General features: G+C 71.8%; 21 protein-coding genes. 16 read left to right on the top strand and 5 right to left on the bottom strand.

The genetic code is table 11. From position 1 onward, the window contains the following. Positions 1–16: 16 nt before the first annotated feature. The 3 genes from NR112_RS04545 (at position 17) to NR112_RS04535 (ending at position 2,201) form a co-directional block, all read left to right on the top strand. Entirely contained in the window at positions 17–295 is a 279-nt protein-coding gene (locus NR112_RS04545; protein ID WP_256792771.1) for a hypothetical protein, read from the top strand. Next, the gene (locus NR112_RS04540; RefSeq protein ID WP_256792770.1) at positions 292–1,425 is read left to right on the top strand and encodes a His/Gly/Thr/Pro-type tRNA ligase C-terminal domain-containing protein; all 1,134 of its coding nucleotides are present in this window, start codon (positions 292–294) and stop codon (positions 1,423–1,425) included. Before NR112_RS04545 ends, NR112_RS04540 begins: the two co-directional genes overlap by 4 nt. 110 nt (positions 1,426–1,535) lie before the next feature. Continuing rightward, a complete protein-coding gene (locus NR112_RS04535; RefSeq protein ID WP_256792769.1) occupies positions 1,536–2,201 on the top strand; it encodes a nitroreductase family protein in 666 nt (221 codons plus the stop codon). A 90-nt stretch (positions 2,202–2,291) separates the two neighbouring features. On the opposite strand, the gene NR112_RS04530 is transcribed toward NR112_RS04535, so the two are convergent. Beyond that, positions 2,292–3,200 (bottom strand): serine protein kinase RIO, encoded by a 909-nt coding sequence (locus NR112_RS04530; protein ID WP_256792768.1) that lies wholly within the window; start codon positions 3,198–3,200, stop codon positions 2,292–2,294. Positions 3,201–3,452: 252 nt separating this feature from the next. Here NR112_RS04530 and NR112_RS04525 point away from each other — a divergent pair, with 252 nt between their 5' ends. The 6 genes from NR112_RS04525 to NR112_RS04500 all read left to right on the top strand — a co-directional run bounded on the left by NR112_RS04525 (position 3,453) and on the right by NR112_RS04500 (position 11,985). Beyond that, entirely contained in the window at positions 3,453–6,926 is a 3,474-nt protein-coding gene (locus NR112_RS04525; RefSeq protein ID WP_256792767.1) for a CHAT domain-containing protein, read from the top strand. A 61-nt stretch (positions 6,927–6,987) separates the two neighbouring features. After that, positions 6,988–7,863: a caspase family protein gene (locus NR112_RS04520; RefSeq protein ID WP_256792766.1), complete on the top strand. Its 876-nt coding sequence runs from the start codon at positions 6,988–6,990 to the stop codon at positions 7,861–7,863. A 22-nt stretch (positions 7,864–7,885) separates the two neighbouring features. Next, the gene (locus NR112_RS04515) at positions 7,886–8,755 is read left to right on the top strand and encodes a caspase family protein (RefSeq protein WP_256792765.1); all 870 of its coding nucleotides are present in this window, start codon (positions 7,886–7,888) and stop codon (positions 8,753–8,755) included. Between the two features lie 113 nt (positions 8,756–8,868). Beyond that, positions 8,869–10,068, top strand: coding sequence for an acyl-CoA dehydrogenase family protein (locus NR112_RS04510; RefSeq protein ID WP_256792764.1), 1,200 nt, complete (start codon positions 8,869–8,871; stop codon positions 10,066–10,068). A gap of 39 nt (positions 10,069–10,107) precedes the next feature. Further along, on the top strand, positions 10,108–10,710 hold the full coding sequence (locus NR112_RS04505; RefSeq protein ID WP_256792763.1) for a general stress protein: 603 nt from the start codon (positions 10,108–10,110) through the stop codon (positions 10,708–10,710). 69 nt (positions 10,711–10,779) lie between these two features. Further along, positions 10,780–11,985, top strand: coding sequence for a hypothetical protein (locus NR112_RS04500; protein WP_256792762.1), 1,206 nt, complete (start codon positions 10,780–10,782; stop codon positions 11,983–11,985). A gap of 60 nt (positions 11,986–12,045) precedes the next feature. Here NR112_RS04500 and NR112_RS04495 read toward each other — a convergent pair whose 3' ends face one another. After that, the gene (locus tag NR112_RS04495; protein ID WP_256792761.1) at positions 12,046–13,590 is read right to left on the bottom strand and encodes an aminopeptidase P family protein; all 1,545 of its coding nucleotides are present in this window, start codon (positions 13,588–13,590) and stop codon (positions 12,046–12,048) included. Between the two features lie 135 nt (positions 13,591–13,725). Between NR112_RS04495 and NR112_RS04490 the strand changes: the two genes are divergently transcribed. Then, the gene (locus NR112_RS04490) at positions 13,726–15,270 is read left to right on the top strand and encodes a threonine/serine exporter ThrE family protein (protein ID WP_256792760.1); all 1,545 of its coding nucleotides are present in this window, start codon (positions 13,726–13,728) and stop codon (positions 15,268–15,270) included. 29 nt (positions 15,271–15,299) lie between these two features. Next, positions 15,300–15,929 (top strand): MaoC family dehydratase, encoded by a 630-nt coding sequence (locus NR112_RS04485; protein ID WP_374511470.1) that lies wholly within the window; start codon positions 15,300–15,302, stop codon positions 15,927–15,929. A 65-nt stretch (positions 15,930–15,994) separates the two neighbouring features. Here the strand turns inward: NR112_RS04485 and NR112_RS04480 are convergent, their stop codons facing one another. Both NR112_RS04480 and NR112_RS04475 read right to left on the bottom strand, forming a co-directional pair. Next, the gene (locus tag NR112_RS04480; RefSeq protein WP_256792758.1) at positions 15,995–17,137 is read right to left on the bottom strand and encodes a hypothetical protein; all 1,143 of its coding nucleotides are present in this window, start codon (positions 17,135–17,137) and stop codon (positions 15,995–15,997) included. After that, on the bottom strand, positions 17,134–17,712 hold the full coding sequence (locus NR112_RS04475; protein WP_256792757.1) for a SigE family RNA polymerase sigma factor: 579 nt from the start codon (positions 17,710–17,712) through the stop codon (positions 17,134–17,136). The genes NR112_RS04480 and NR112_RS04475 overlap by 4 nt, the downstream gene beginning before the upstream one ends. Before the next feature lie 138 nt (positions 17,713–17,850). Between NR112_RS04475 and NR112_RS04470 the strand changes: the two genes are divergently transcribed. Then, the gene (locus NR112_RS04470; protein WP_256792756.1) at positions 17,851–18,741 is read left to right on the top strand and encodes a PHP domain-containing protein; all 891 of its coding nucleotides are present in this window, start codon (positions 17,851–17,853) and stop codon (positions 18,739–18,741) included. Beyond that, on the top strand, positions 18,738–19,352 hold the full coding sequence (locus NR112_RS04465) for a MarC family protein (protein ID WP_256792755.1): 615 nt from the start codon (positions 18,738–18,740) through the stop codon (positions 19,350–19,352). Before NR112_RS04470 ends, NR112_RS04465 begins: the two co-directional genes overlap by 4 nt. A gap of 20 nt (positions 19,353–19,372) precedes the next feature. Here NR112_RS04465 and NR112_RS04460 read toward each other — a convergent pair whose 3' ends face one another. Continuing rightward, positions 19,373–20,602, bottom strand: coding sequence for an acetyl-CoA C-acyltransferase (locus tag NR112_RS04460; protein WP_256792754.1), 1,230 nt, complete (start codon positions 20,600–20,602; stop codon positions 19,373–19,375). 169 nt (positions 20,603–20,771) lie between these two features. Between NR112_RS04460 and NR112_RS04455 the strand changes: the two genes are divergently transcribed. The 3 genes from NR112_RS04455 to NR112_RS04445 are packed head-to-tail and all read left to right on the top strand — an operon-like array spanning position 20,772 to position 24,578. After that, entirely contained in the window at positions 20,772–22,022 is a 1,251-nt protein-coding gene (locus tag NR112_RS04455) for an acetyl-CoA acetyltransferase (protein WP_256792753.1), read from the top strand. 50 nt (positions 22,023–22,072) lie between these two features. After that, positions 22,073–23,590: a carotenoid oxygenase family protein gene (locus tag NR112_RS04450; protein ID WP_256792752.1), complete on the top strand. Its 1,518-nt coding sequence runs from the start codon at positions 22,073–22,075 to the stop codon at positions 23,588–23,590. Then, a complete protein-coding gene (locus tag NR112_RS04445; protein WP_256792751.1) occupies positions 23,574–24,578 on the top strand; it encodes a helix-turn-helix domain-containing protein in 1,005 nt (334 codons plus the stop codon). Before NR112_RS04450 ends, NR112_RS04445 begins: the two co-directional genes overlap by 17 nt. The last annotated feature ends 100 nt before the right edge of the window (positions 24,579–24,678 follow it).

Raw genomic sequence — 24,678 nt, 5'->3', positions numbered from 1 at the left:
TCATAGGATCGGGCCCATGGCCAAGACCGTGCTCACCCCCCAGTCCGAGGACTTCCCCCGGTGGTACCAGGACATCGTCGCCAAGGCGGAGCTGGCCGACAACGGTCCGGTGCGCGGCACCATGGTCATCCGACCGTACGGCTACGCGATCTGGGAGCGGATGCAGGCCGACATGGACCGGCGCATCAAGGAGGCCGGTGCACGCAACGCCTACTTCCCGCTCTTCATCCCGGAGTCCTACCTCAGCCGCGAGGCCGAGCACGTCGAGGGGTCAGCCCCGAGCTCGCGGTCGTGACCCACGCGGGGGGCAAGGAGCTCGAGGAGAAGGTCGTCGTGCGCCCGACCTCCGAGACGGTCATCGGTGAGTACATGGCGAAGTGGACGCAGAGCTACCGCGACCTGCCGCTGCTGCTCAACCAGTGGGCCAACGTCGTGCGGTGGGAGCTGCGCCCGCGGATCTTCCTGCGCACGAGCGAGTTCCTCTGGCAGGAGGGCCACACGGCGCACGCCACCGAGGAGGACGCGCGCCTCTACGCGAAGCGGATCCACGAGGAGGTCTACGCGCCGTTCATGCGCGAGATGCTCGCCATGCCCGTCGTCCTCGGTCGCAAGACGAAGCGCGAGCGTTTCGCCGGTGCGACGAACACCCTCGCGCTGGAAGGGATGATGCGCGACGGCAAGGCCCTGCAGATGGGCACGAGCCACGAGCTCGGCCAGAACTTCGCCAAGGCCTTCGACATCACCTACCTGTCCGAGCAGGGCCGCCAGGAGACGTGCTGGACGACGTCGTGGGGCAGCTCGACCCGCATGCTCGGCGGCCTCATCATGGGCCACGGTGACGACCACGGTCTGCGTGTGCCGCCGAGGCTCGCTCCCGTCCAGGCGCTCGTCATGGTCGTCAAGGACGGCGAGGGCGTGGTCGAGGCAGCGCGTCAGGTCGTCGCCGACCTCCTCGCGCGCGGGGTGCGGGCCGAGCTCGACGCCCGTGTCGACACGCCGTTCGGACGTCGCGCCGTCGACGCCGAGCTCAAGGGCATCCCGCTGCGGGTCGAGGTCGGTCCCCGCGACCTCGCCGAGGGCTCGGTCACCGTCGCCCGGCGCATCGCCGGTGGCAAGTCGTCGGTGCCGCTGGGCGGCGTCGTCGACACGGTGACCGGGGCGCTCGACGAGGACCACGACGCGCTGTATGCCGCCGCGCTCGCCCACCGCGACACGAACACCGCCGCCGTGAGCAGCATCGAGGAGGCCGCCGAGGCGGCTCGCAGCGGCTGGGCCACCATCCCGTGGTCGACGCTCGGTGAGGACGGAGAGTCGCAGCTCGCGGAGTCGGCCGTCACGGTGCGGTGCCTGACGATGCCCGACGGCACCGTGCCGACCGCGGAGTCCGACGACGGCGTGCTCGCGGTCGTCGGACGCGCGTACTGACGTGCCGCCCGCCGGTCCGTCGGCCACCGGCGTGGTGCCGCGCACACCCGGGCCGGGAAGACACCGGGCTGAGGGATGGTTGACGAGTGCGTGAGGACGGCGATCGAGACGTGAGCGACGAGACGGTGGTCAGCGGACGGCATACGCCCGCGGTTCCCTTGGCGCCGACGGCGCAGCCGGAGACGCTGACGCCCCTGCTGCGCGACCGCGAGAGCGTCATGGTCTACGACCGCTCGCACGTCCTCGGCCCCGACGCCCTGCGCGCGATCCTCGAGGCCGCGCGGTGGTCGCCGTCGGCCGGCAACTCGCAGCCCTGGGGCTTCATCGTCGGCCGGCGCGGCGACGACACCCACGCCGCCATGGTCGAGGTCCTCTCGTCGGCGAACCAGGTGTGGGCGCCGTCCGCCTCGGCGATCATCCTGACGCTGCACCAGGTCGCGACCGACGAGGACCACGAGCTCGCCTACAGCGACTACGCGATGTTCGACCTCGGGCAGGCGGTCGCCCACATCACCGTGCAGGCGCGCTCGATGGGCCTGCAGGTGCGTCAGTTCGGCGGCTTCGACCACGCGGCGGCGACGGAGCGGTTCGCCGTGCCGCCGCACTGGGCGGTCACGACGGGCATCGCCCTCGGACTGCCCGCCGGCCCGGACGACGACGGCCAGATGCCGGACTGGGTGCTGGCGCGGGCGCGGCTGCCCCGGTCCCGCCTGCCGCTCGAGGCGTTCGTCCACTCCGGGAAGTTCGGCCACCCGGCGGACTTCCTCACCGACTGACCGAGAGCGCCCGCACGGACGATGGAGGCCGCCCCACGAACGGGTGGCCTCCATCTGGTCCATGGCCCTTCGGTGTGACGACGGGCGTCCTCACCACCGCGACGTCGCCGCCGCGATGAGGTCCCCGAAGAGCAGGCCCTCGTCGACCGCATACCCACGACGGGTGAACCAGTCACACATGTTGTGTGCGTCGCGCTCGAGGAACTCCGGCCCGTGCGGGTTGCCGATGACGTCGACGACCTGCGGCCAGTCGATGAGGACGAGCCGCGCGTCGTCCCCCTCGCCTTCGAGCAGCACGTTGTACGGGGAGAGGTCACCGTGCGCCCAGCCGAGCTCGGCGAGCCGCAGCATCGCCTCACGCAGCTGCTCGAAGAGCACCGGTAGCAGCTCCGGGTCCGGACGCACCTGGGCCAGCCGCGGCGCGGCCTGCCCGTCGGGGGTGCCGATGAACTCCATCAGCATCTCGTCGTCGGACATCTGCACCGGGTAGGGCACCGGAAGCCCCTCGTGCCAGAGGCGGACCAGCGTCTCGAACTCGGCGAAGGCCCAGAGGCCGCTGATCAGCTCCTTTCCGAACGCGGTGCGCGTCCGCATGGCCCGGGTCTCGCGCGACTTCCGCACGCGCCGCCCCTCGAGGTATCCCGAGTCACGGTGGAACATGCGGTGCTTGCTCGACCGGTAGCGCTTGCCGGCCATGAGCACGTCCCGGTCGGAGGTTCCGGGCACCCACCGTCGAACGAGGTGGACGTCCGCCTCCTTGCCGGTCTTGAGCACCCCGAGGTCGGCCTCGACCGCGCCGAGGTCGGTGATGACCCAGTCGGGGCGCGGCTTCGGGCCGTGGGTGGCTCCGTCCCAGCTCGACCACCGGTCGCCCTCGGGAGGGCCGCCGGGGTCGGTGTCGACCGCGTACTGCTCGTCGTCGAGGCCGAGGGTGCGCCGAGCGGTCAGTCGGGTCTCGACGACCGAGAGGTCGTCGTCGTGAAAAGCGTTGGATGACAAGAGAACTCCAAGGAAGAAGAGATGTGGGCGGGCATGCCCGGGGCCGTGATGGTCATGTCACCCTCCTTGGGTCCTGGCACGCGGCCGTGTGCCGCTGTGCTCGCGACGAGACTGGCGCATCGAGCGGGTCCGGCGCAACAGAATTGAATCCGCGCCGCGTTCGAGGCGTTTGCCGCGATCTGTATCACCGAGCACCCCGTTCACCTCTACCGTGGCAAGGAGCAGGGGAGACGTCTCGGAGGGAGCCCAGGTATGCCGTCCGCGTCCTTCGGTGGGGGAGCGGTGCGCGTGCGCGCGCCCCGCGGCTACGACGCGTCCGCCGCGACCGACCGCACCGACAGGGATCTGCCGACCGGCGACCGGCGGGCGGCCGAGCGGGCCGCCCTCGTCGAGGCCCTGCGCACCGACGACTTCGTGGTCGTCGATCGAATCGACCTGACACCACAGCGATCTCGCGATCTTGGTGGTCCGGCGCCGGCCAACAGGGCGGCCACCGTGAAGCTCGACGTCGATGTGCCGGCCGGCAACGACGCCGTCGTCCTGCTCGAACGCGACGGGGTCTACTCGTGGCACCTGCCGGTCGACGCTGCCGAGCGCACGCGGTCGATCGACCCCGGCCCCCGCACGGTGTCGTTCGCCCTGTCGGTGCAACCGGAGCGCCCGCGGCGTCCGCGCCCGCGATCACGAGGCCTCGACGGACCTGGCGCGGCAGCGGCCGACCGCGGGCTGCTCGGCGACCTCGCCCACGGCGTTCTCCAGGCGATCGTGCTGCGCTTCGCGGCGCCCGTCATCGTCGACAAGGTCGTCGAGCGACTCGAGTCAGGCGTGCGCACCGGGCTCGTCCACGTCACGGGGGGAGCACTCGACGCGTGGAAGCCGGTCGGCTCGCTCGCGGAGGTGGGTCTCCCCACGGACCGTGCGGCACGGGTCCTGCTCCTCGTCCACGGCACGTTCTCCTCGACGACCAGCGCCTTCGGGGCTCTCGCCGTCACACCCGGCGCGGAGGGCTTCGTCGACACCCTCGTGTCCGCGTACGACGCCGTCATCGGCTTCGACCACCGCACGCTGAGCGTCGACCCGGAGCGCAACGCCCGCGACCTGCTCGCGCTGCTCGCGCCCCACGACGGCGAGCTCGTCCTCGACGTCATCACGCACAGCCGCGGCGGGCTGGTCACGCGGTCGTTCGTCGAGTCGGTGCTGCCGGGTGCGGGACTGCGCGTCGCCGTCGACTCCATCGTCTTCGTGGCCTCCACCAACGGCGGCACCCACCTCGCCGACCCCGAGCGCTGGCACGACCTCGTCGACCTCTACACGAACCTCGTCATGGTGACCGCGGCCGGTCTCTCGCTCGTGCCCGGTGGTGCCCCCTTCGCAGCCGTGGTCAGCGGTGTCGTCCGTGGCGTCGGCGCGCTCGTGAAGTACCTCGTGTCGTACGCCGCCGGCAACGACGGCGTGCCCGGCCTCGCCGCCATGACGCCCGACGGGCCCTTCGTCACGACCCTCAACGAGGACCAGCCGGGCCAGCCCCGGCCCGGGACGAGCTGGTACGTCGTCTCGTCCGACTTCCACGTGTCCCTCTTCGACGACCACCACAACCCGCCCGAGTTCCCCCGCGAGCTCGCGGTCCGTCTCGCCGAGGGATTCGTCGACGGGATCTTCAAGGGGCGCAACGACCTCGTCGTCGACACCGAATCGATGTCGGCGATCGGCCTACCGAGCGGCGGCTACGTGCGGGACACGTTCGCCCTCGGCACCAACGACGTCGTCTACCACGTCAACTACTTCTCACAGCTCTCGGTCATCGGCGCGATCTCGCAGTGGCTGCCGCTCGGGCTCGGCGCGTCCGACGAGGAGGCGCACCTGCCCGGGTGGATGACCGCGGGTCCGGTGCTCGGCGCCGACGGCGGTGGTGACGAGCGTGGACTCGAGATGGCCGAGGTGGACGCGCCGACCACCGCAGCCCGACCGCCGACGGCCGCCCGTCCGCCGTCCGCGACCAGGCCTCCGGGCACGGATGCCCGCCCGCCGGCGCGACCATCCACCGGCCCCCGGGCGGAGCCGCCGTCGATGGCGGGCGGCAGGGGCGCGACGGCGAAGACGGCGACGGCCAAGAGGGCGACGGCGAAGAAGGCGACGGCGAAGAAGGCGACGGCGAAGAAGGTGGCACGCCGCGACCGGATGAAGCCGCCGAGCGCTGGACCCACGAGTCCTCTCGAGGGCACGACGGAGGCCGAGCTCGCGGCGGAGATGCCCTCCACGGTGTCCCCGGGTGCCGACGCCACGGTGCGGGTCCGGCTGGCACGGCAGACGCTGGCACCGACGGAGGGCACGGTTCACGTCTCGAGGACGGTCCACGTCGACGCCGAGCGCCCGATCAGCGTGCAGGTCTACGCCAAGGACAACGTGCAGGTCCTCGAGACCGACGCCAAGGTCTTCGGCCTGCCGAGCGGCGACTGGGCCAGCGAGCTGACCTTCCGGGTGCGTGCCCTGGCGCCCGGGCCTGTCGGCGTCTCCGTCGTCCTGCGACAGGGCTGGGTGCCCGTCGCCACGGTCACCCTGGAGTCGACCGCAGCCGCTGCGGGGATGGTCGCCCCGACGCCCGTCACCGCCACGGTCCACGCCGGCATCGACGCCCCAGAGCTCGACGGTCTGCCCTGCCTCGACATCGTCGAGTGCCGGCGGGTCACGGGTGAGCGCGTCTACAGCTATGCGCTCCGGCTCGTGCCGGGCGAGGTCGAGCGGGTCTTCGAGTCGGCGCCGATCCTCGGGCGCGACGAGTTCGTGCGCGACCGGATCGCCGAGGTGGAGCGGGTCATCAAGGATCCCGACCTCACGTCGCGCCAGCGGATGTCGCAGCTGCAGAACACCGGCACCATGCTCTTCGACCAGTTCTTTCCCGAGGACATGCAGGCCTACCTCTGGGAGCACCGCGACCTCGTGCACGACCTCATCGTCTACACCGACGAGCCGTTCGTGCCGTGGGAGCTCGTCCACCTCAAGCCCGCTCGGGGCAAGCGTGGCGCCACTCCACGCTTCCTGGCCTCCGGTGGGCTCGTGCGCTGGCAGCTCGGGAGCTTCCCGCCCCGGGCCGTCCGCGTGCGCCGGGGCCACGCACGGTCGATCTGTCCCGTCTACGCCAACCCGATGTTCAAGAACGACGTCGGTGCGGCCGAGGCCGGCTACCTCAAGGACCGGTTCGGCGCCAAGGCCGTGACGGCCACCCCGAACGGCGTCGAGCGGCTCCTGCGCGGCGGCGGTTTCGACCTGCTTCACTTCTCGGGCCACGGGGCGGCACGTTCCGACGACATCGCCGAGGCGAAGGTGCTGCTCAAGGGCCAGCGGCGCGGCTCCGCCGTGCGCGAGCAGTACCTCAGCTCGACCGACGTCTCCCAGAACCTCGACTGGACCGGACCCGACAGCGTCGGTCCCATCGTCGTCCTCAACGCCTGCCAGACCGGACGGTCCGGCGAGCTCTTCACGACGGTGGGCGGCTTCGCCAAGGCGTTCCTCGACGCCGGAGCGTCGGCCTTCGTCTCGTGCCTGTGGTCCGTCCAGGAGGAGCCGGCTCGGGTCTTCGTCGAGACGCTGTACGAGGAGCTGCTCAAGGGCACGCAGATGTCCCGGGCGAGTGCGCTCGCCCGGGCGGCCGCGCGGGACGCGGGCGACCCGACCTGGCTCGCCTACGTCGTGTACGCGAGACCCGACGCGGTCCTCGAGACAGTGTGAAACGGCATACATCCCAGTCGAACCCGCTCACCCGAGGGGTTCCGAGAAGGAAGGAACGGCCATGGCAAGCAGGGCTCTGTGCGTGGGGATCAACGAGTTCGAGTCGCTGCCGCAGACGAGCTGGCTCAACGGCTGCGTCAACGACGCGAACGACATCTCCAAGGCGCTGCGGCCCCTCGGCTTCACGGCCCGCGCGACGACGGTGCTCACCGATGCCGGCGCGACGAAGAAGGCCGTGATGACGGCCCTGACGACGCTCGTCGACACCGCGAAGGCCGGCGACCACCTGATCTTCACCTTCTCCAGCCACGGCACGCAGGTGCCCAACGAGCCCGGTGGCGACGACGAGCCGGACGGTCTCGACGAGGCCTTCGCGTGCCACGACATCCGTCAGAAGGGCGACCAGTGGGACCGCGACACCGTCATCGTCGACGACGAGCTGCGTGACCTCTTCACCCGGGTGCCCTCCGGTGTCCTGCTCGAGGTGCTGCTCGACACGTGCCACAGCGGGACCGGCCTCAAGGACCTCGACGAGATCCTCCAGGCGCAGCTCCTCGGCCGCAAGCCGCGCTACCTTCCGCCGCCGACTCCTCGAGGTCTCGAGCAGACCCGGTCCATCCGGGCCGTCACGCCCGTGCGCACCGTCGACCGCAAGGCCCTCGTCGAGCTGACGAAGAGCCGCGCCACGGCCTCGAAGCCCGTCCTCTTCGCGGCGTGCAAGCCCAACCAGACGGCGTCGGACGCGACGTTCGAGGGCCGCTCCAACGGGGCCTTCACCTACCTCTTCCTCAAGGCCATGAAGGCCAGCCCGACGGCGTCCCGCACCGATCTGCTCCGCACCGTGACGGCCGGGCTCAAGGACGGCGACTTCAGCCAGCGCTCGACGCTCGAGGGCCCGGTCAAGGCCAAGAAGGTCGCCTTCGGACAGCTGTGGTGAACGCAACGGGCCTGGCCGCGCCGTGACACGGTCCGCCCTGTGCGTCGGCATCAACGAGTTCGCGTCTCTACCCGAGACGGCGTGGCTGCGCGGCTGCGTCAACGACGCCCATGACATGGCCGGGTCGCTCACCGCGCTGCACTTCGTGGCCTCCGACATCGTCGTGCTCTCTGACCGGAAGGCGACCAAGGAAGCGGTGTGGTCGCGGCTCACCCGCCTCGTGTCCGCATCGCGTCCAGGCGACACGGTCGTCTTCAGCATCTCGACCCACGGAGTCCAGGTGCCGAACCTGCCGGGCGACGTCGACGACGAGCCGGACGGCCTCGACGAGGCGTTGGCCTGCGCCGACCTGCGGGCCGGCGCCGACGGCTGGGACCGCGACACCATCATCCTCGACGACGAGTTGCGCGACCTCATGGGCAGCGTGCCCCGCGGGGTGCTGCTCGAGGTGCTGCTCGACACGTGCCACAGCGGCACCGGCCTGAGGGACGTCGAGGGGCCCGCTGGCTCCGGCGCGGGCGGCCCGGCCCAGGGCCGCCCGCGCTTCTTGCCGAGCCCCGTGCAGACCGGTCTGGCCCGACGGCTCGCTCCGGCGGCCCCGCGTCGAGAGGCCGACGCCCGGCGCCGCCCCTACCGGTCGGTGCCCCTGCGGGCGGTCGTCCACTCGGCGTGCCGTCCCGATCAGACCGCGAGGGACGCGACGTTCGACGGGCGCCCCAACGGGGCCTTCACCCACGTCTTCCTCGACGAGCTCACCCGCGACCCCGGCCGGAGCCGGCGGGCCTTGACGTCGGCAGTGTCGACCGCGCTGAAGGAGCAGGGCTTCAGCCAGAGCTCGATGCTCGAGGGTCCGAAGTCGGCGGGACGGGGTGCCTTCCTCTACCCCTGGTGACCCAACGCACAGGTGTCGACACTCACACGCGGGCGCGCTGACCGCGTGCCCGGCGCGACGGCATACTCGATCGCAGTTGTCCGAGAGCCCAGACGCAAGGTGGCGATCCGAGCATGTCCCGACTGCAGCAGACCGACGGCCTCACCGAGGAGCAGACCGAGCTGATCAAGCTCGTTCGTGAGTTCGTCGAGGAGCAGATCATCCCTGTCGCCACGGAGCTCGAGCACCGGGACGAGTACCCGCAGGCCATCGTCGACGGGATGAAGGAGATGGGGATCTTCGGACTGATGATCCCCGAGGAGTACGGCGGTCTCGGCGAGTCCCTGCTGACCTACGCCCTCTGCGTCGAGGAGATCGCGCGCGGCTGGATGAGCGTCAGCGGCATCATCAACACCCACTTCATCGTCGCGTACATGGTGCTCCAGCACGGCACCGAGGAGCAGAAGCAGCACTACCTGCCCAAGATGGCGACGGGCGAGATCCGGGGGGCGTTCTCGATGAGCGAGCCGGGCTGCGGCTCGGACGTGGCCGCCATCAAGACCAAGGCCGTCAAGGGCGACGACGGCGAGTGGTCGATCACCGGGCAGAAGATGTGGCTGACCAACGGTGGTTCGGCCAACCTCGTCGCCGTCCTCGTCAAGACCGACACCGGGGCCGACTCCGTCTACAAGAACATGACGACCTTCCTCGTCGACAAGGAGTCGGGCCTCGGCGAGACCGCCCAGGGCGTCACGGTGCCCGGCAAGATCGACAAGATGGGCTACAAGGGCGTCGACACGACGGAGCTCATCTTCGACGGGCACCGCACCACCGACGCGCAGATCCTCGGTGGCGAGCCGGGCAAAGGCTTCTACCAGATGATGGACGGCGTCGAGGTCGGCCGTGTCAACGTCGCTGCGCGCGGATGTGGTGTCGCGAGAAGGGCTTTCGAGCTCGGCATCTCCTACGCCCAGCAGCGCGAGACCTTCGGCAAGAAGATCGTCGACCACCAGGCCGTCCTCTTCCGCCTCGCCGACATGGCCGTCAAGGTCGAGGCCGCGCACGAGATGATGGTCAAGGCCGCCCGGAAGAAGGACTCCGGCCAACGCAACGACCTCGAGGCCGGCATGGCGAAGTACCTTGCGTCTGAGTACTGCTCGCAGGTCGTCGAGGACAGCTTCCGGATCCACGGCGGCTACGGCTACTCCAAGGAGTACGAGATCGAGCGCCTCTACCGTGAGGCGCCGATGCTGCTCATCGGGGAAGGCACGGCCGACATCCAGCGGATGATCATCGGCCGCCGCCTCGTCGAGGACTACAAGCTCAAGGCCTGAGGGCCCCTCTCCTCCGGGCGGGGATGCGAGGATGGACGTATGAGCCTGCAACCGAAGGGTCCGGGGGGACGCCAGGGATTCGCGACACTCTCTCTGGAGTACCCCATGTCGCTGGGTGTGTTCGAGCAGTACGTCGACGCGCAGAAGGCCGTGGACACGCTGTCCGACAACCAGTTCCCCGTCGAGAACTGCCTCATCGTCGGCACCGACCTCAAGCAGATGGAGCGGGTGACCGCACGCCTCACGTGGGGACGTGTCGCCCTCGGCGGTCTGCTCTCCGGCGTGTGGCTCGGGCTCTTCGTGGGCCTGATCCTCTCGCTCTTCTCCCGCCCCTCGAACCCGTTGACCCTGCTGCTCTCCACCGCCCTCTACGGCGCCGTCTTCGGCCTCATCTGGTCGCTAGTCGGCTACGCCTTCACCCGGGGTGCGCGCGACTTCTCGTCGGTCAGCCAGGTCGTCGCGACGCGCTACGAGGTCTTCTGCGAGCACAAGTTCGCCCAGCAGGGTCGCCAGATCCTGGCCGACGCGGGTATCGACGTCGGTGGCCGGGCGGGCACCGGCATCGCCCCCGTCACTCCGACCTCGCCGCCGATGCAGCCGTCGAGTCCGGACCAGCCGGGCCCGCCGCCTCCCGCCGGCTGACGCAGCTGCAACGAAAGCGCTCGCCCACGTGTCCTTCCGGGTGACGGATCCCCGACAAAGGAGCGCCCGATGCAGTCCCGAAGGCCCCGCCCGTATGCCGTCGGCCGCGTCCTCCTGACCGGCGCGGCCGCCGCGCTCGCGCTCGTCGCGTGCGGCACCACCACCGCGCCCCAGCCGGGAGAGACGTCACTCGCGACCGGCCCGGTCCGGCCGGTCACCGGCCAGCCCGTCGAGGCCGACGGTGCGCTCCGGTGCCCCCAGTCGGTCGGTTCCGTCGACCTGTCGAAGCCCGCGGCCGTCCCGCAGAAGCCGCAGGGCGTCGACGGTGCGGCTCGGCTTCTGCCCGACCGCGACCCGGCCTCGGTCGTCGTGTGCGGCTACCCGACCGCCGACATCAGGAAGCCGCTCTCGGCCCCGTTCCGTCTGGCGAAGCGCACCGTCGCGAGCGTCGGTCAACGGGAGGCGCTCGTGGAGGCGATGACCTGGTCGCCGCGGGTCACGGGTGGGCCCGGGGTGTGCACGCTGATGGCCGGCAACGAGACGGCATACCTCGTCGGGGCGGCCTACGGTGACGCGATCGTGTGGGTCAGCGCGCTGGCCGACGCGAACGCCTGCTCGACGTCGACGAACGGCGACTTCCGGTCGGGTCCCGGCCCGGCGGTGGTGCTCGACCAGATGTTCGGCACGCGCGCCCCTCCGGCCGCCGCCGACGTCGTCGCCTGCAACCGGGCGTCGTGGGGACGCCTCGGCGACGACCGGAGCCTGGCTCCCGACGGCGACCCGACCGTGACGGTGTGCCGTGACGCCGCGGACGGCACCGTGAAGGCGACTCGGCTCGACGCGGCCCAGTCGGCCGAGCTCACCGCGGCGCTCCGTGTCCTGCCGACACGACCGACTGGGCACACCTGCCAGGGCTCGGACAAGGCGAGCGACGGGCGGTTCGCGCTGGTGCTCGCGTATGCCGCCGGGCCGCCGGTGCGCATCAACGTCGACCCGGGCTGCACGCCTTCGGTGCTCGGCTCGGGCCTCGAGTCCCAGGACGCGGGCTCCGTCCTCGACCTCGTCGAGCAGTGGAGCCCGCCGATCCCGGCCCCCGACCCGAACGGCTCGGTGTCGTCGGACGGCTCGGTCGTGCCCTCGCCGCCCGACGTCCCGGCGACCTCCGAGGTCCCGGGCCCCGCCGGCGGTGGGTCCACCGGCAGCACGGGCATCGAGCCCGCGACCCCGACCGAGATCCCGACCGAGGTCCCGACCGAGATCCCGATGACGAAGTGACCCTCCTCCTGACACACCGAACGCGGCGTTCGGTCAGGTGGGGGATCGTCGGTCAGGCGCTCAGGCCTTGGCGCCGCCCCAGATGCGGGCGATCCACTGCTCGACCTCGTCGGAGCTGCGCGGCATGGCGGCCGAGAGGTTCTCGCAGCCGTCCTCGGTGATGAGGATGTCGTCCTCGATGCGCACGCCGTTGCCGCGGAACTCGTCCGGGACGAGCTCGTCGTCGGCCTTGAAGTAGAGGCCCGGCTCGACGGTGAGGACCATCCCGGGCTTCAGCTCGGCGTCGGAGTACTCCTCGCGGGTCGCGAGCGCGCAGTCGTGGACGTCGATGCCGAGGTGGTGGCTCGTGCCGTGCACCATCCAGCGGCGGTGGTGCTGACCGTGGTCGGCGTCGAGCGTGCCCTCGACGTCGACGCCCTCGGGGAGCAGACCCCACTCGTGGAGGTGCTCGGCGATGACCCGGATGGCCGCGGCGTGGACGTCGCTGAACCTGTTGCCCGGCTTGCAGGCCGCGATGCCGGCCTCCTGGGCGGCGTACACGGCGTCGTAGATCTTGCGCTGCGCGTCGGTGAAGGTGCCGCTCACCGGCAGGGTGCGGGTGATGTCGGCGGTGAAGAGCGAGTCGACCTCGACGCCGGCGTCGAGGAGCAGCAGGTCGCCGTCCTTGATGTCGCCGGTGTTCTTGATCCAGTGCAGCGTGTTGGCGTGGTCGCCGCTGGCGCAGATCGAGTCGTAGCCGACACCGTTGCCGTGGTGGCGGGCGTGCAGGCCGAAGACGCCCTCGACCCAGCGCTCGCCGCGGCCGCGGCGGACCGCCTCGGGCAGGTCGGCGATGACGGCGTCGAAGCCCTTGTGGGTGCCGTCGACGGCGTCGCGCATCTGCTCGACCTCCCACTCGTCCTTGACGAAGCGGAGCGTCGAGAGGAACGCAGCGAGCTGCTCGTCGGCCTCCCGCTGGCGGTCGACGCGGGCCTCGGCCTCGGCGGACTCCTGCGTCTCGGCCGCGGCGGCGCGGGCCTTGTCGACGCGGGTCGCGACCTCGGCGTCGGCGTCGCGCACGACGCGGATCGTCACCTGGCCGGCGTCCTTGCCGACGGCCTCACCGAACTCGTCGATGTGACGGGCCGTGACGCCGAGCTCGGACTCGACGTCGGCGAGGGTGGGGCGGGCCCCGACCCAGAACTCGCCGTAGCGCGAGTCGCCGAAGAACTCCTCGGTGTCGCGGTCGGCGAGCGGTCGGAAGTAGAGAACGGCCTCGTGCCCGTCGCCGGCCTCGCCGTCGGCGGAGGCGCGGGGCTCGAGCACGAGCACGGCGTCGGGCTCGCGGTCGCTGCCCAGGCCCGTCAGGTGCGCGAAGGCGCTGTGCGGACGGAAGACGTAGTCGCAGTCGTTGCTGCGCACCTTGAGGCCGCCGGCCGGGACGACGAGGCGCTCACCGGGGAAGGCGGCACTGACGGCGTCACGGCGGCGGGCTGCGTGGTCGGCGACCTCGGCCCGGGGGGTCACCCCGGTGTCGCGCGGTGCCCACCCTGTCGCGACGAAGGCCCGGAACTCGTCGGTCGTCGGGCGCTTGCGGCTCGGAGAGGTCTTCTGCTCTTCACTCATCACCCCGCCATGGTGCCACGCGGCACGGGCACCGCCGAACCAGGTTTCCCCGCGCCCGCGTACGGCCCGTCCCGCTCCCGCCGGGCACCCCGGTGGGGTACCCCCGGGACCACGGCGGTGGCATACGGTCTGGGAGTGGCCCGCACCGACCGACCCGCCCGGCCGACCACCGCCCACCGGAGCCTGCCCTCGCTGAGGGCCAGCACCCGGCGGGCCATGAGACCGAGTGGGCCGCCGACCGACGAGATCCCCATCTGGACGACACCGGACGGGGTCGACTCGGTGACCGCCCAGGCCGTCATCGACCTCGCCATGCGCGCCGGCGTCGCGATGATCGCCACCGGTGCGGCCGCTGCGGACGTCACGGCGACCGTGCTCACCCTGACCAAGGCGTACGGCCTCAGCTCGGTGCACGTCGACGTCACCTACACGTCGGTCACCGTCTCCTACCACCGCGGCCCGAACGCCGACCCGATCACCGTGATGCGCATCGTGCGGTTCCGCGTCCAGGACTACACGCGGCTCGAGCGCCTCCGCGGGCTCATCGTCGACCTCTCGCAGGACCCGGTGCCGGTCGACGAGGCCCGGGTGCGCTTCGACTCGGTCATCACGGCCCCGCACCCCTACCGCCGCTGGCTCGTCACCGTCGCCGGTGGTGCGCTCGCCGCGGGTGCCGCCGGCCTCGTCGGGGCGGGGCCGTTCATCATCCTGCTCAGCTTCCTCACCGCGACCGTCGTCGGCCGTGTCCTCAGCTGGCTCACGGGGGCGGGCGTCGCGGCCTTCTTCGCGCAGTGCGTGGGCGCGGCCATCCCGACCGCGGTGGCGACGCTCGTCGTCGTGGCCCAGTCGGCCGGCATGACCTTCGTCGGCGACGTGTCGCCGTCGCTCGTCGTCGCGTCGGGCATCGTCCTGCTGCTCTCGGGACTGTCGGTCGTCGGCGCCGCCGAGGACGCCCTCGAGGGCTATTACGTCACGGCCGGCGCGCGGGCTTTCGAGGTGATCGTGCTCTCGCTCGGCATCGCGGTCGGCATCTCCGTCGTGCTCTCCCTCGGCAACCGGCTCGACTACCCGATCGCGATCAGCTCGCAGACCTTGCTCAGCGACGACGTCGTCGTGCAGGTCGTCTGCGCCGTCACCATCGCCGTCTCGTTCGCCGTCATGTCCTACGCCAGCGGCCGTGCGGTCGCCGTGGCCGGGGTCGCGGGCGGCCTCGGCTGGGCCGTCCTCGCGCTGGGGGAACGGCTGCTGCAGCTCGGCGCGGTGAGCGCGTCGGCGACGGCCGCGCTCGTCATCGGCTTCGCGGCCCGGCTCGTCGCCCGGCACCTGACCATCTCTGCGCTCGCCGTCACGACGGCCGCGATCGTGCCGCTGCTGCCAGGCCGGATGGCCTACGAGGGCATCTCGCAGATCGTCACGAACCCCGACGGCAACGGGTTCGCGGTCGGCGTGCCGACGCTCCTGCTGGCCTTCGGGCTCGGCCTCGGGCTCGCCGCGGGCGTCTCGCTCGGCACGTACTTCGCGAGCCTGCTCGTCGCCAAGAGCCAGGGCGTGCGGCCGCGTCCCGCCGCCGGCGCGACCCTCCCCGCCGACCCCGACCCCGACGCGCCCGGCAGCACCGCGCCGGTGCTCTCCGAGACGAGCGACCTCGCTGCCACGAGCGACGCGGACGCGCAGGCGTGAGCAAGCACACGGCATACGACCATGGGCGTATGCCGCCCGCTCCGGCAGGCTGGGAGCCGCTCGTCCCAGCGGGGCCGGGTGACCACCTTCGACGAGGAGCGGGCATGCAGTTCGGACGCAGCTACGAGGAGTTCGAGGTCGGTGCGGTCTACCGGCACTGGCCCGGCAAGACGGTCACGGAGTACGACGACCACCTCTTCTGCCTGCTGACGATGAACCACCACCCGCTCCACCTCGACACCCACTACGCCGCGGGGTCGACACAGTTCGGGCAGAACGTCGTCGTCGGCAACTACGTCTACTCGCTGCTCCTCGGCATGTCGGTGCCGGACGTGTCGGGCAAGGCCATCGCCAACCTCGAGATCGAGTCGCTGCGCCACGTCGCGCCGACCTTCCACGGCGACACGATCTACGGCGAGACGACCGTGCTCGACAAGTGGGAGTCGACCTCGAAGGACGACCGCGGCGTCGTGCACGTCGAGACGATCGGCTACAAGCAGGACGGCACCGTGGTGTGCATCTTCCGGCGCAAGGTCATGGTGCCCAAGGAGAACTACCTCGAGGCCCGAGGCGGCGAGCAGCCCGGCCGCCCCGTGCCGGTGCCCGACAAGAACTGGCCCGGCCGCGAGGCCGCTCCCGAGGCACCCGGCCAGTCCTGACCCACGTGGGTTGAGTGGAGATCTCCCGGCACCAGGTGCCGGAAGACCTCCACGGAGGCGCGACATCAGGAGCTAGGGAACTCCCACGACGCGACCTTCTGCGTCTCGCCCCCGCCGGTCACCGTGACCGTGCCCTTGACCTCGGACTGGGTCGACCTCGCCACGAACGGGGTGCGTCCGCCGACCGGCTGGCCGTAGGAGACCGTGAAGGCGTCGGCCGGGTCGGTCGAGGTCAGGGCGATCGGTCCGGCAGTCACCCACCCGACGGCGAGGTCGTGCTCCGTGCCGGGCGCGGCAACCGAGTGCGGCTCGACCCCGACCTGCAGACTGCCGGCGTCCTTCAGGGCGAGGGGGCCGCTGCGCCGACCGAAGCCGAAACGCTCGCCGTCGCGCCACAGCAGGACCGACGTCCGCGCGCTCACGGTGACCACGGCCGCGTCCACGCCTCCCGCCCGCCCCCTACGCAGGGCGGCGCCGTCGGCGAGCCAGTCGACGGCGGGTGTCGCGGTGGTGGTCGGCCGGGTCCGGCTCCAGATGATCCCGATCACCTGCTCGGGGTCGGTGGAGCCCAGGTCGCTGCGGAAGACGGACCCGACAGCCTTCCTGCTCGTCGGGTCGCTGAGCGTGCCCCGGCTGCTCCCGGCTCCACCCGTCGCCAGGGCCGGCGCGGTCACGAGCTGGGCCATGGCGTAGCCGGTCTCGGGCCCCTCGGCTCCGGTGAGGGCGTAGCCGTAGACCACGCCCGGCTGGCCGGACTCGGACGGCATGAGGAAGCTCGCTCGACCGAGGGGCGTCGCCGGAACGGTGCGCACCACGGTGCGCAGGACCTCAGCACCGTCGGACAGCTCCCACCGCTCGACGACCTGACCGGCACCCGTCGGAGACACGTCCACCGTCACGCCGGCCCCGACCCGGGGCAGACCGGCGTCGAAGGTCGTGCCGTCGAGGACCAGGGGGGCGTCGGTCACCACACCGTTCGTGGTCGTGGGGCCGGCCGGGAGGGCGCGGGGCTGGCCCGTGCCCAGCTCGACCGCGACGACGGCGATGCCGGCGACGGCGGCAGCGACGAGGCCGGTGGTCGCGACGCGGCGCCGGCGCACGACGCGCCGTCCCCGCGTCAGCACGGTCTCGGGATCGAAGGCCAGGCCCGTGACGTGAGCCGCGTCGGCCAGCGCCGCCCTGACGTCTGTGTCCGGTGCTGCATTCATCGGGCGCTCCTGCCTGCATCGGTGCGGTCATGGGTCTCGGTGGGCGGGGCTGCGTCAGGTGCCTCGGCGCTGTGCGTGGCGGCCAGAGCCGTGCGGAGGGAGGCGAGGCCGCGCGAGCCGGCGCTCTTGACGGCGCCGACCGAGATGCCGAGCACGTCGGCCGTGGCCTGCTCGGACAGGTCGGTGTAGTAGCGCAGGACGACGACGGTGCGCTGCTGCTCCGGGAGCGTGCGCAGCAGGCGCACGACGAGGTCGCGGTCGTCGCTCGTCCCGACCGCGTCGCGCCGGGTCCGCCCTCCGGGCGTCTCCGGCGGGGTGTCGGTCGTCAGCTCGCGTCGCGTCGCGCGCCACACGTCGGTGCGGTGGTTGACGAGGATCCGGCGGGCGTACGCCAGTGCCTCGCCCTCGCGGACCCTCGGCCACGCGACGTAGGTCTTCACGAGCGAGGCCTGGGTCAGCTCCTGAGCCTTGTGGTGGTCACCCGTCAGCAGCCACGCCGTGCGCAGCAGCGCCGGTCCGGCCTGCTCCATGAAGGCCGTGAAGTCGGCATCGCGCGCAGCGCTGCGTCGGCTCACGTCGTTCCCCTGTCCCTGCTCGTCATGCCCTACCTACGGGCCGTGCACCGCAAAGGTTGCCAGCAAGGGTGACCGGACGCTCACGGGCACGGACAGGGCGTGGCCGAGGCGGCCCGCGGACGCCCCTACGCTTGGGGCGTGACTCCGACCGGGACCGACAGTGCAGGGCACCCACGCCCGGTCATCGACCTGCACGCCCACTCGGCGGTCAGCGACGGCACGGAGACGCCGACCGAGCTCGTCGCCGCTGCAGCCACGGCCGGCGTCGACGTCCTCGCCATCACCGACCACGACACGGTCGGCGGCTGGGCCGAGGCCGCCGACGCAGCGCGTGTCCACGGTGTGACGCTCGTGCGCGGCATCGAGATCTCGTGCGCCTGGCGCCACTCCTCGATCCACCTGCTCGGCTACCTCCCCGACGCCGACGACCGGCCGCTCCGGGACGAGCTCGCCCGCGCCCGCGACTCCCGCTCGACGCGTCTCGAACGGATGGTCGCGCTCATGGCGGCGGACGGCATACCCCTGGGCTACGACGAGGTGCTCGCGCAGGTCGGCCCCGGTGCCACCCCGGGACGCCCCCACATCGCCGACGCCCTCATCGCCAACGGCACGATCCGGCACCGCGACGAGGCGTTCCGCTCGTGGCTCGGCGACGACTCGCCCTACTACGTCGGCCACTACGCGCCCGACCCCGTACGCGCGGTCGAGCTCGTCCGGGCAGCGGGCGGGGTGCCGGTCATCGCGCACCCCTTCACACGCACGCGCTCGGGCGGCCTCGACGACGCCCTCGTCGAGCGGATGCGCGATGCCGGGCTCGTAGGGCTCGAGGCGCACCACCGCGACCACGGCCCCGAGGAGGTCGCGCGGGCGACGGCGCTCGCCGACAGGCTCGGCCTGCTGCTCACGGGCTCGAGCGACTACCACGGCGAGGGCAAGCGCAACCGCCTCGCCGAGAACACGACGACCCTCGAGGTGCTCGACGCGATCGAGGCAGCCTCGAGCGGGGCCACGGAGGTCATCAGGCCGTGAGCGTCTTCGACACGACCGTCTTCCTCAGCACCTTCATCACCCTGGTCGTCATCCTCGACCCGCCCGGCGCAGTGCCGATCTTCCTCGCCCTGACCGGTTCGCTGACCAGGGTCCAGCGCCACGTCGCGGCCCGTCGTGCCTCGCTCGTCGCCGTCTTCGTCATCGGGATGTTCGCGCTCTTCGGCAAGAGCATCCTCGACTACCTCCACATCTCGATCGCCGCGCTCCAAGGGGCCGGCGGCCTGCTCCTGCTCCTCGTCGCGCTCGAGCTGCTGACCGGCAAGGAGTCCGACTCGCTCGCCGACGCAGGCGTCAACGTGGCCCTCGTGCCGCTCGGGACGCCGCTCCTCGCGGGTCCGGGCGCCATCGTCGCGACGATGCTCGCGGTGCAGGGCTCGGACACGACCGGGGCGTACGTCGCCGTCGGCTCCGCCCTCGTCGGGGCGATGCTCGTCGTCTACCTCGTGCTCCGCTTCGCCGGGCAGGTGCGCCGACTGCTGCGTGAGAGCGGCACGATGCTGCTCACCCGCATCGCCGGGCTGCTGCTGTCGGCGATCGCCGTGCAGATGGTCGCCGACTCGGTGCGGGCGTTCGTCAACGGCGAGGGCTGACGGCCGAAGCGCCTGGCCGCTCAGCCGTCGACGCGCTCGACGAGCACGGCCGTGCCGAGGCCGGCGGCACCGCTGACGGCCGCGACGCCCCAGCGCCCACCGCGACGCTCCAGCGCCTCGACGCACTGGCCCACGAGGATCGCTCCGGTGGCGCCGAAGGCGTGGCCCATCGCCATGGTGCCGCCGTCAGGATTCATCCGGTCCGGCCCGGCGTCGAGGTCGCGACGGAAGCGGAGACACAGGGCCGAGAAGGCTTCGGCGAACTCGAAGACGTCGATGTCCTTGGGAGACAAACCGGCCCGGGCGAGCACCTGCTCCACGGCCGACTGCCCGGCGGTGAGCATGACGACGGGGTCCACCGCCGTCGAGGCGGCCGAGACGATCCGCGCCCGCGGCACGAGACCTGTCGTCCGGGCGGCGCGCGCCGAGCCGACGAGCACGAGCGCTGCGGCGTCTGCGACGGCCGGGGACGTGCCCACCGTGTGAAGGTGCGCGATCCGGTCGAGGGGGCGTATGCCGTTCGCAGCCGCGAGCGCGATGGCGTCCTGGCCGTCGGCACCCAGCTGCGCGAAGGCGGGCGCCAGGGTCGCCAGCGACTCGGCGGTCGTGCCGGGCCGGACGAGCTCGTCGTGGTCGAGGCCGGGGCCGCGGTCGTCGGCCGGTACCGGGACGAGCGACCGGGCGAAGGCGCCCTCCGCGCGGGCCCGGGTCGCCTTGGACTGCGTCTCGAGGGCATAGGCGTCGAGCTGCTCGCGGGTGAAGCCCTCGAGCGTCGCGTTGAGGTCTGCAGCGATGCCCATGTGGACCGAGCCGAGACGGCGCACGAGGGCCGGGTCGGCATACAGCGCGCCGCGGTCGGCGAACATCGGCACGCGCGAGACGCTCTCGACGCCCCCGGCGACGGCCAGCGCGAGGTCGCCTGCGCGCACCCGGGCGGCGGTCTGGCCGACGGCGTCGATGCCGGACGCGCAGAAGCGGTTGAGGGTGACGCCCGGGACGGACGCGCCCCAGCCGGCGACGAGGGAGGCGGTGCGGGCGAGGTCCGCACCCTGCTCGTCGACCTGGGTCGCGCAGCCCAGCGTCACGTCGTCGACGCGCTCCGGGTCGATCCCGGTGCGTTCGACGAGGGCCTGTTGGAGGTGCACGACGAGGTCGATGGCGGTGAGGCCGTGCAGCGACCCACGGGCGGAGGCACGACCGCGCGGCGTGCGTACGACGTCGAGGACGTATGCGTCGTCGACGTCGCCCATGCATCCTCCCGATCGGTCCTGCCGGAGCGTGGGGACCCCCGCTCCCGGTCGCCCGGCCCGGGGCCGGATCGGCTCATCGCACCCGGCGAGTCACTCTGCTAGTTGTAGTACCGTGCCCGGAGAAGGGCAAGGCTGGGCACCGACGGCGGCGTCGGGAGCGGAGGCGGACATGACGGTCGGCAGCACGAGCACCTCCCCGACGGGGGTCTGGGTGCTCGGTGGCTCGCAGACGGACTTCGCGCGCCACCTGACCCGCGAGGGTCGAGACGTCTCCGACCTCGTCGGCGAGATCGTCGACCGCACCCTCGAGGCGAGCCACACCGGGGCGGCAGACGTCGAGGTCATCCACGTCGGCAACGCCTTCGGGCAGCTCTTCACCGGACAGGGGCACCTCGGTGCCATGCCGGCGACGGTCCGTCCCGACCTCTGGGGCCTGCCCGCCGCGCGGCACGAGGCCGCGTGCGCATCGGGCGGGGTGGCCCTGCTCGCCGCCATGGCCGACCTCCGGGCCGGGCACTACGACTGCGCCCTCGTCCTCGGCGTCGAGCTCGAGAAGACCGTGCCCGGCGACGAGGCAGCCACGCACCTCGGCGCCGCCGCCTGGGTGGGGCACGACGGTGAGGGCGCCCGCTTCATGTGGCCGCACGTCTTCAGCGCCATCGCCGACGAGTACGACCGGCGCCACGGTCTCGACGATGCCCACCTGCGCGCCATCGCATCGCTCAACCTCGCGAACGCCCGGCGCAACCCCAACGCCCAGACGCGCGGATGGGACGTCCCGGACCTCACCGGTCCCGACGCCACGGACGAGACGCGGAACCCCGTCGTCGAGGGCCGCATCCGCCGCTACGACTGCAGCCAGGTCACCGACGGGGCCGCCGGGGTGGTCCTCGTCTCCGACGCCTGGCTCCGTGACCACCCGGGACGCCGACCCATCGCGCGCATCGAGGGCTGGGGCCACCGCACCGTCGGCCTCGGTCTCCGGCAGAAGCTCGACCGCGACCGCGACGAGCTCTACGTCCTGCCCCACGTGCGCCGGGCCGTCACCGACGCGTTCGACCGGGCCCACGTCACCCTCGAGGATCTCGACGGCTTCGAGGTCCACGACTGCTTCACCCCGACCGAGTACCTCGCCATCGACCACATCGGGCTCACCGGCCCGGGGGAGTCGTGGAAGGCCGTCGAGGACGGCTCGATCGCCATGGGTGGTCGCCTGCCCATCAACCCGAGCGGTGGGCTCATCGGCGGCGGGCACCCCGTGGGAGCCAGCGGCATACGCATGCTCGTCGACGCGGCCAAGCAGGTGAGCGGCACGGCCGGCGACTACCAGGTCGAGGGTGCCCGCACCTTCGGCACGCTCAACTTCGGGGGCAGCACCGCCACCACCGTCAGCCTCGTGGTCGGCGCCGTCGCCCATTGACGGCGAAACTCCCCGAACCACGGAAACCACTGCGAGCCAAGGAGACCCGGATGGATGTCGACATCGTCGGTCGGATGCTCTCGACCCTGCCCGCGGAAGACGACCATCCCTACCGCACCGGTCCGTGGCAGCCGCAGACGACCGAGTGGAGGGCGGACGACCTCGACGTCGTCGAGGGCGAGGTGCCCGCCGACCTCGATGGCGTCTACCTCCGGAACACGGAGAACCCCGTCCACCCCTCGCTCAAGCACTACCACCCGTTCGATGGCGACGGGATGGTCCACGTCGTCGGCTTCCGTGACGGAAAAGCCTTCTACCGCAACCGGTTCGTGCGCACCGACGGCTTTCTCGCCGAGCAGGAGGCAGGACAGTCTCTGTGGGCCGGTCTCGCCGAACCGCCCTACCTCTCACTCCGCGAGGACGGCTGGGGTGCCCGCCGCCAGATGAAGGACGCGTCCTCGACCGACGTCATCGTCCACCGCGGTACGGCCCTGACGAGCTTCTACCAGTGCGGCGACCTCTACCGCGTCGACCCGATGTCGGCCGAGACCCTCGGCAAGGCGACGTGGAACGGCCGCTTCCCCTTCGACTGGGGGGTCTCGGCGCACCCGAAGGTCGACGACCGCACGGGCGAGCTCCTCTTCTTCAACTACAGCAAGGAGGCGCCGTACATGCACTACGGCGTCGTCGACGAGGCGGACGACCTCGTCCACTACGTCGACGTGCCGCTGCCCGGGCCGAGACTGCCGCACGACATGGCCTTCACCGAGAACTACGTGGTCCTGGGTGACTTCCCGCTCTTCTGGGAGCCGGAAGCCCTCGCCAAGGGCGCACACGTCGCGCGCTTCCACCGCGACATGCCGAGCCGCTTCGCCGTCATCCCGCGGCGCGGGCAGACGAGCGACATCCGGTGGTTCGAGGCCGACCCGACGTACGTCCTGCACTTCGTCAACGCCTACGAGGACGGCGACGAGATCGTCCTCGACGGCTTCTTCCAGGGCGACCCCGAGCCGCAGGACAACGGCATGGGCAACCGGTGGGAGCGGGCCTTCCGCTTCCTCGCCCTCGACCGCATGCAAGCACGCCTGCACCGCTGGCGGCTCAACCTCCGCACCGGCCTCGTGACCGAGTCGCCGCTCTCCGACAGCATCACCGAGTTCGGCATGATGAACGGCGCCTACGCCGGCGGGAAGTACCGGTATGCCTACGCCGCGACCGGCAAGCCCGCGTGGTTCCTCTTCGACGGTCTCGTCAAGCACGACCTCCACTCAGGTACGGAGGAGCGATTCTCCTTCGGAGACAACGTCTTCGGCAGCGAGACCGCGATGGCGCCGCGCGTCGGGAGCGCCGCCGAGGACGACGGCTACCTCGTCACCCTGACGACCGACATGAACGACGACGCCTCCTACTGCGTCGTGTTCGACGCGGCTCGGGTCTCCGACGGGCCGGTCTGCAAGCTCCGGCTGCCCGAGCGGATCTCGAGCGGCACCCACTCGACGTGGGCCCCCGGTGCGGAGCTGCGACGGTGGAGCACGGCGGACACGGCAGCGGATGCGATCGGTCTCTGAGCCGGTGGTCGACGACGTCGACCCCGGCACCGTGCCCACCCGGCTCGATCCCGGGTCGACCAACGCCATCGGCCGCATGCTCGGGCTGCTCGGCGACGAGTGGACCCTCCTCATCCTCCAGCGGGCGCTGCGCGGCACGACCCGCTACGGCCAGTTCCTCGACGAGGTCGCCATCTCGAACGCCGTCCTCACCTCCCGACTCGCGACGATGGAGCGCGAGGGACTGCTGCGCCGCGTCGTCTACCAGGACCGGCCGGTGCGGGCCGAGTACGTCCTCACGCAGCGGGGCCGAGGGCTGTGGCCGGTCACCATCGCGATCTGGGACTGGGAGCGACGCTGGGTGCCGCGGCATGCCGCGACCCTGCCGGCGATGCGCCACGCGCTCTGCGGCCAGAACTTCGCACCGGTCCTGACGTGCACGGGCTGCCGCGAGGTCGTGCGCTCCGCCGACGTCCACGCCGAGTGGGGACAGAGCGGCTCGTGGGAGCGGTCCGTCCCGGAGTCGACGACGCGAAGGCGCTCCGACCCCCGCGTGGACCGGAGCTCCGCAGGACTCTTCCCCGAGACGATGGCGATCTTCGGCAACCGGTGGTCCTCCGCCCTCATCGGTGCCTCCTTACGGGGCCTGACGCGCTTCGGTGACTTCGAGGAGGCCCTCGGCGCGCCGCCGAGCCTCGTCGCCGAGCGGCTGCGCGCCTTCTGCGACATCGGCGTGCTCGAGCCCAGGGGTCGTCGGACGGGCGGTGCCGACGGCCGCGCCGAGTACCACCTCACCGACAAGGGCCACGCCTTCTACCCGGTGGTCGCCGTGGCCATCGACTGGGCGCACCACTGGTATGCCGCCGAGGAGGGTCCCGCGCTCGTCCAGCAGCACGTGCCGTGCGGGGCCCCGCTCGCCGTCGCACTGGCCTGTGACCAGTGCTCGGCCGACCTCCATGGCAGCGACATCGAGGTCGTGCCACGCGCGCGCCGCCGGTCCGACCGGTAGGTGCGCGCAACCGCTCCGAGACGAAAGACCTTCCGCTGCAAGGCAGCTCACGCACACGGACATCCCGCAGTGACCACCACACGCCGACCCACGAAGGAGT

It is taken from the genome of Terrabacter sp. Ter38, assembly GCF_024519435.1.
Taxonomy (GTDB): domain Bacteria; phylum Actinomycetota; class Actinomycetes; order Actinomycetales; family Dermatophilaceae; genus Terrabacter.
The sequence above is the reverse complement of the archived record's forward strand: the minus strand, read 5'-3'. Positions and strand labels throughout refer to the sequence as shown.

Excerpts from the sequence above, each read along its gene's own strand:
- NR112_RS04545 (WP_256792771.1), top strand. The coding sequence starts at position 17 with ATGGCCAAGACCGTGCTCACCCCCCAGTCCGAGGACTTCCCCCGGTGG.
- NR112_RS04525 (WP_256792767.1), top strand. The coding sequence starts at position 3,453 with ATGCCGTCCGCGTCCTTCGGTGGGGGAGCGGTGCGCGTGCGCGCGCCC.
- NR112_RS04520 (WP_256792766.1), top strand. The coding sequence starts at position 6,988 with ATGGCAAGCAGGGCTCTGTGCGTGGGGATCAACGAGTTCGAGTCGCTG.
- NR112_RS04510 (WP_256792764.1), top strand. The coding sequence starts at position 8,869 with ATGTCCCGACTGCAGCAGACCGACGGCCTCACCGAGGAGCAGACCGAG.
- NR112_RS04505 (WP_256792763.1), top strand. The coding sequence starts at position 10,108 with ATGAGCCTGCAACCGAAGGGTCCGGGGGGACGCCAGGGATTCGCGACA.
- NR112_RS04500 (WP_256792762.1), top strand. The coding sequence starts at position 10,780 with ATGCAGTCCCGAAGGCCCCGCCCGTATGCCGTCGGCCGCGTCCTCCTG.
- NR112_RS04495 (WP_256792761.1), bottom strand. The coding sequence starts at position 13,590 with ATGAGTGAAGAGCAGAAGACCTCTCCGAGCCGCAAGCGCCCGACGACC.
- NR112_RS04485 (WP_374511470.1), top strand. The coding sequence starts at position 15,300 with ATGCCGCCCGCTCCGGCAGGCTGGGAGCCGCTCGTCCCAGCGGGGCCG.
- NR112_RS04480 (WP_256792758.1), bottom strand. The coding sequence starts at position 17,137 with ATGAATGCAGCACCGGACACAGACGTCAGGGCGGCGCTGGCCGACGCG.
- NR112_RS04460 (WP_256792754.1), bottom strand. The coding sequence starts at position 20,602 with ATGGGCGACGTCGACGACGCATACGTCCTCGACGTCGTACGCACGCCG.
- NR112_RS04455 (WP_256792753.1), top strand. The coding sequence starts at position 20,772 with ATGACGGTCGGCAGCACGAGCACCTCCCCGACGGGGGTCTGGGTGCTC.
- NR112_RS04450 (WP_256792752.1), top strand. The coding sequence starts at position 22,073 with ATGGATGTCGACATCGTCGGTCGGATGCTCTCGACCCTGCCCGCGGAA.
- NR112_RS04445 (WP_256792751.1), top strand. The coding sequence starts at position 23,574 with ATGCGATCGGTCTCTGAGCCGGTGGTCGACGACGTCGACCCCGGCACC.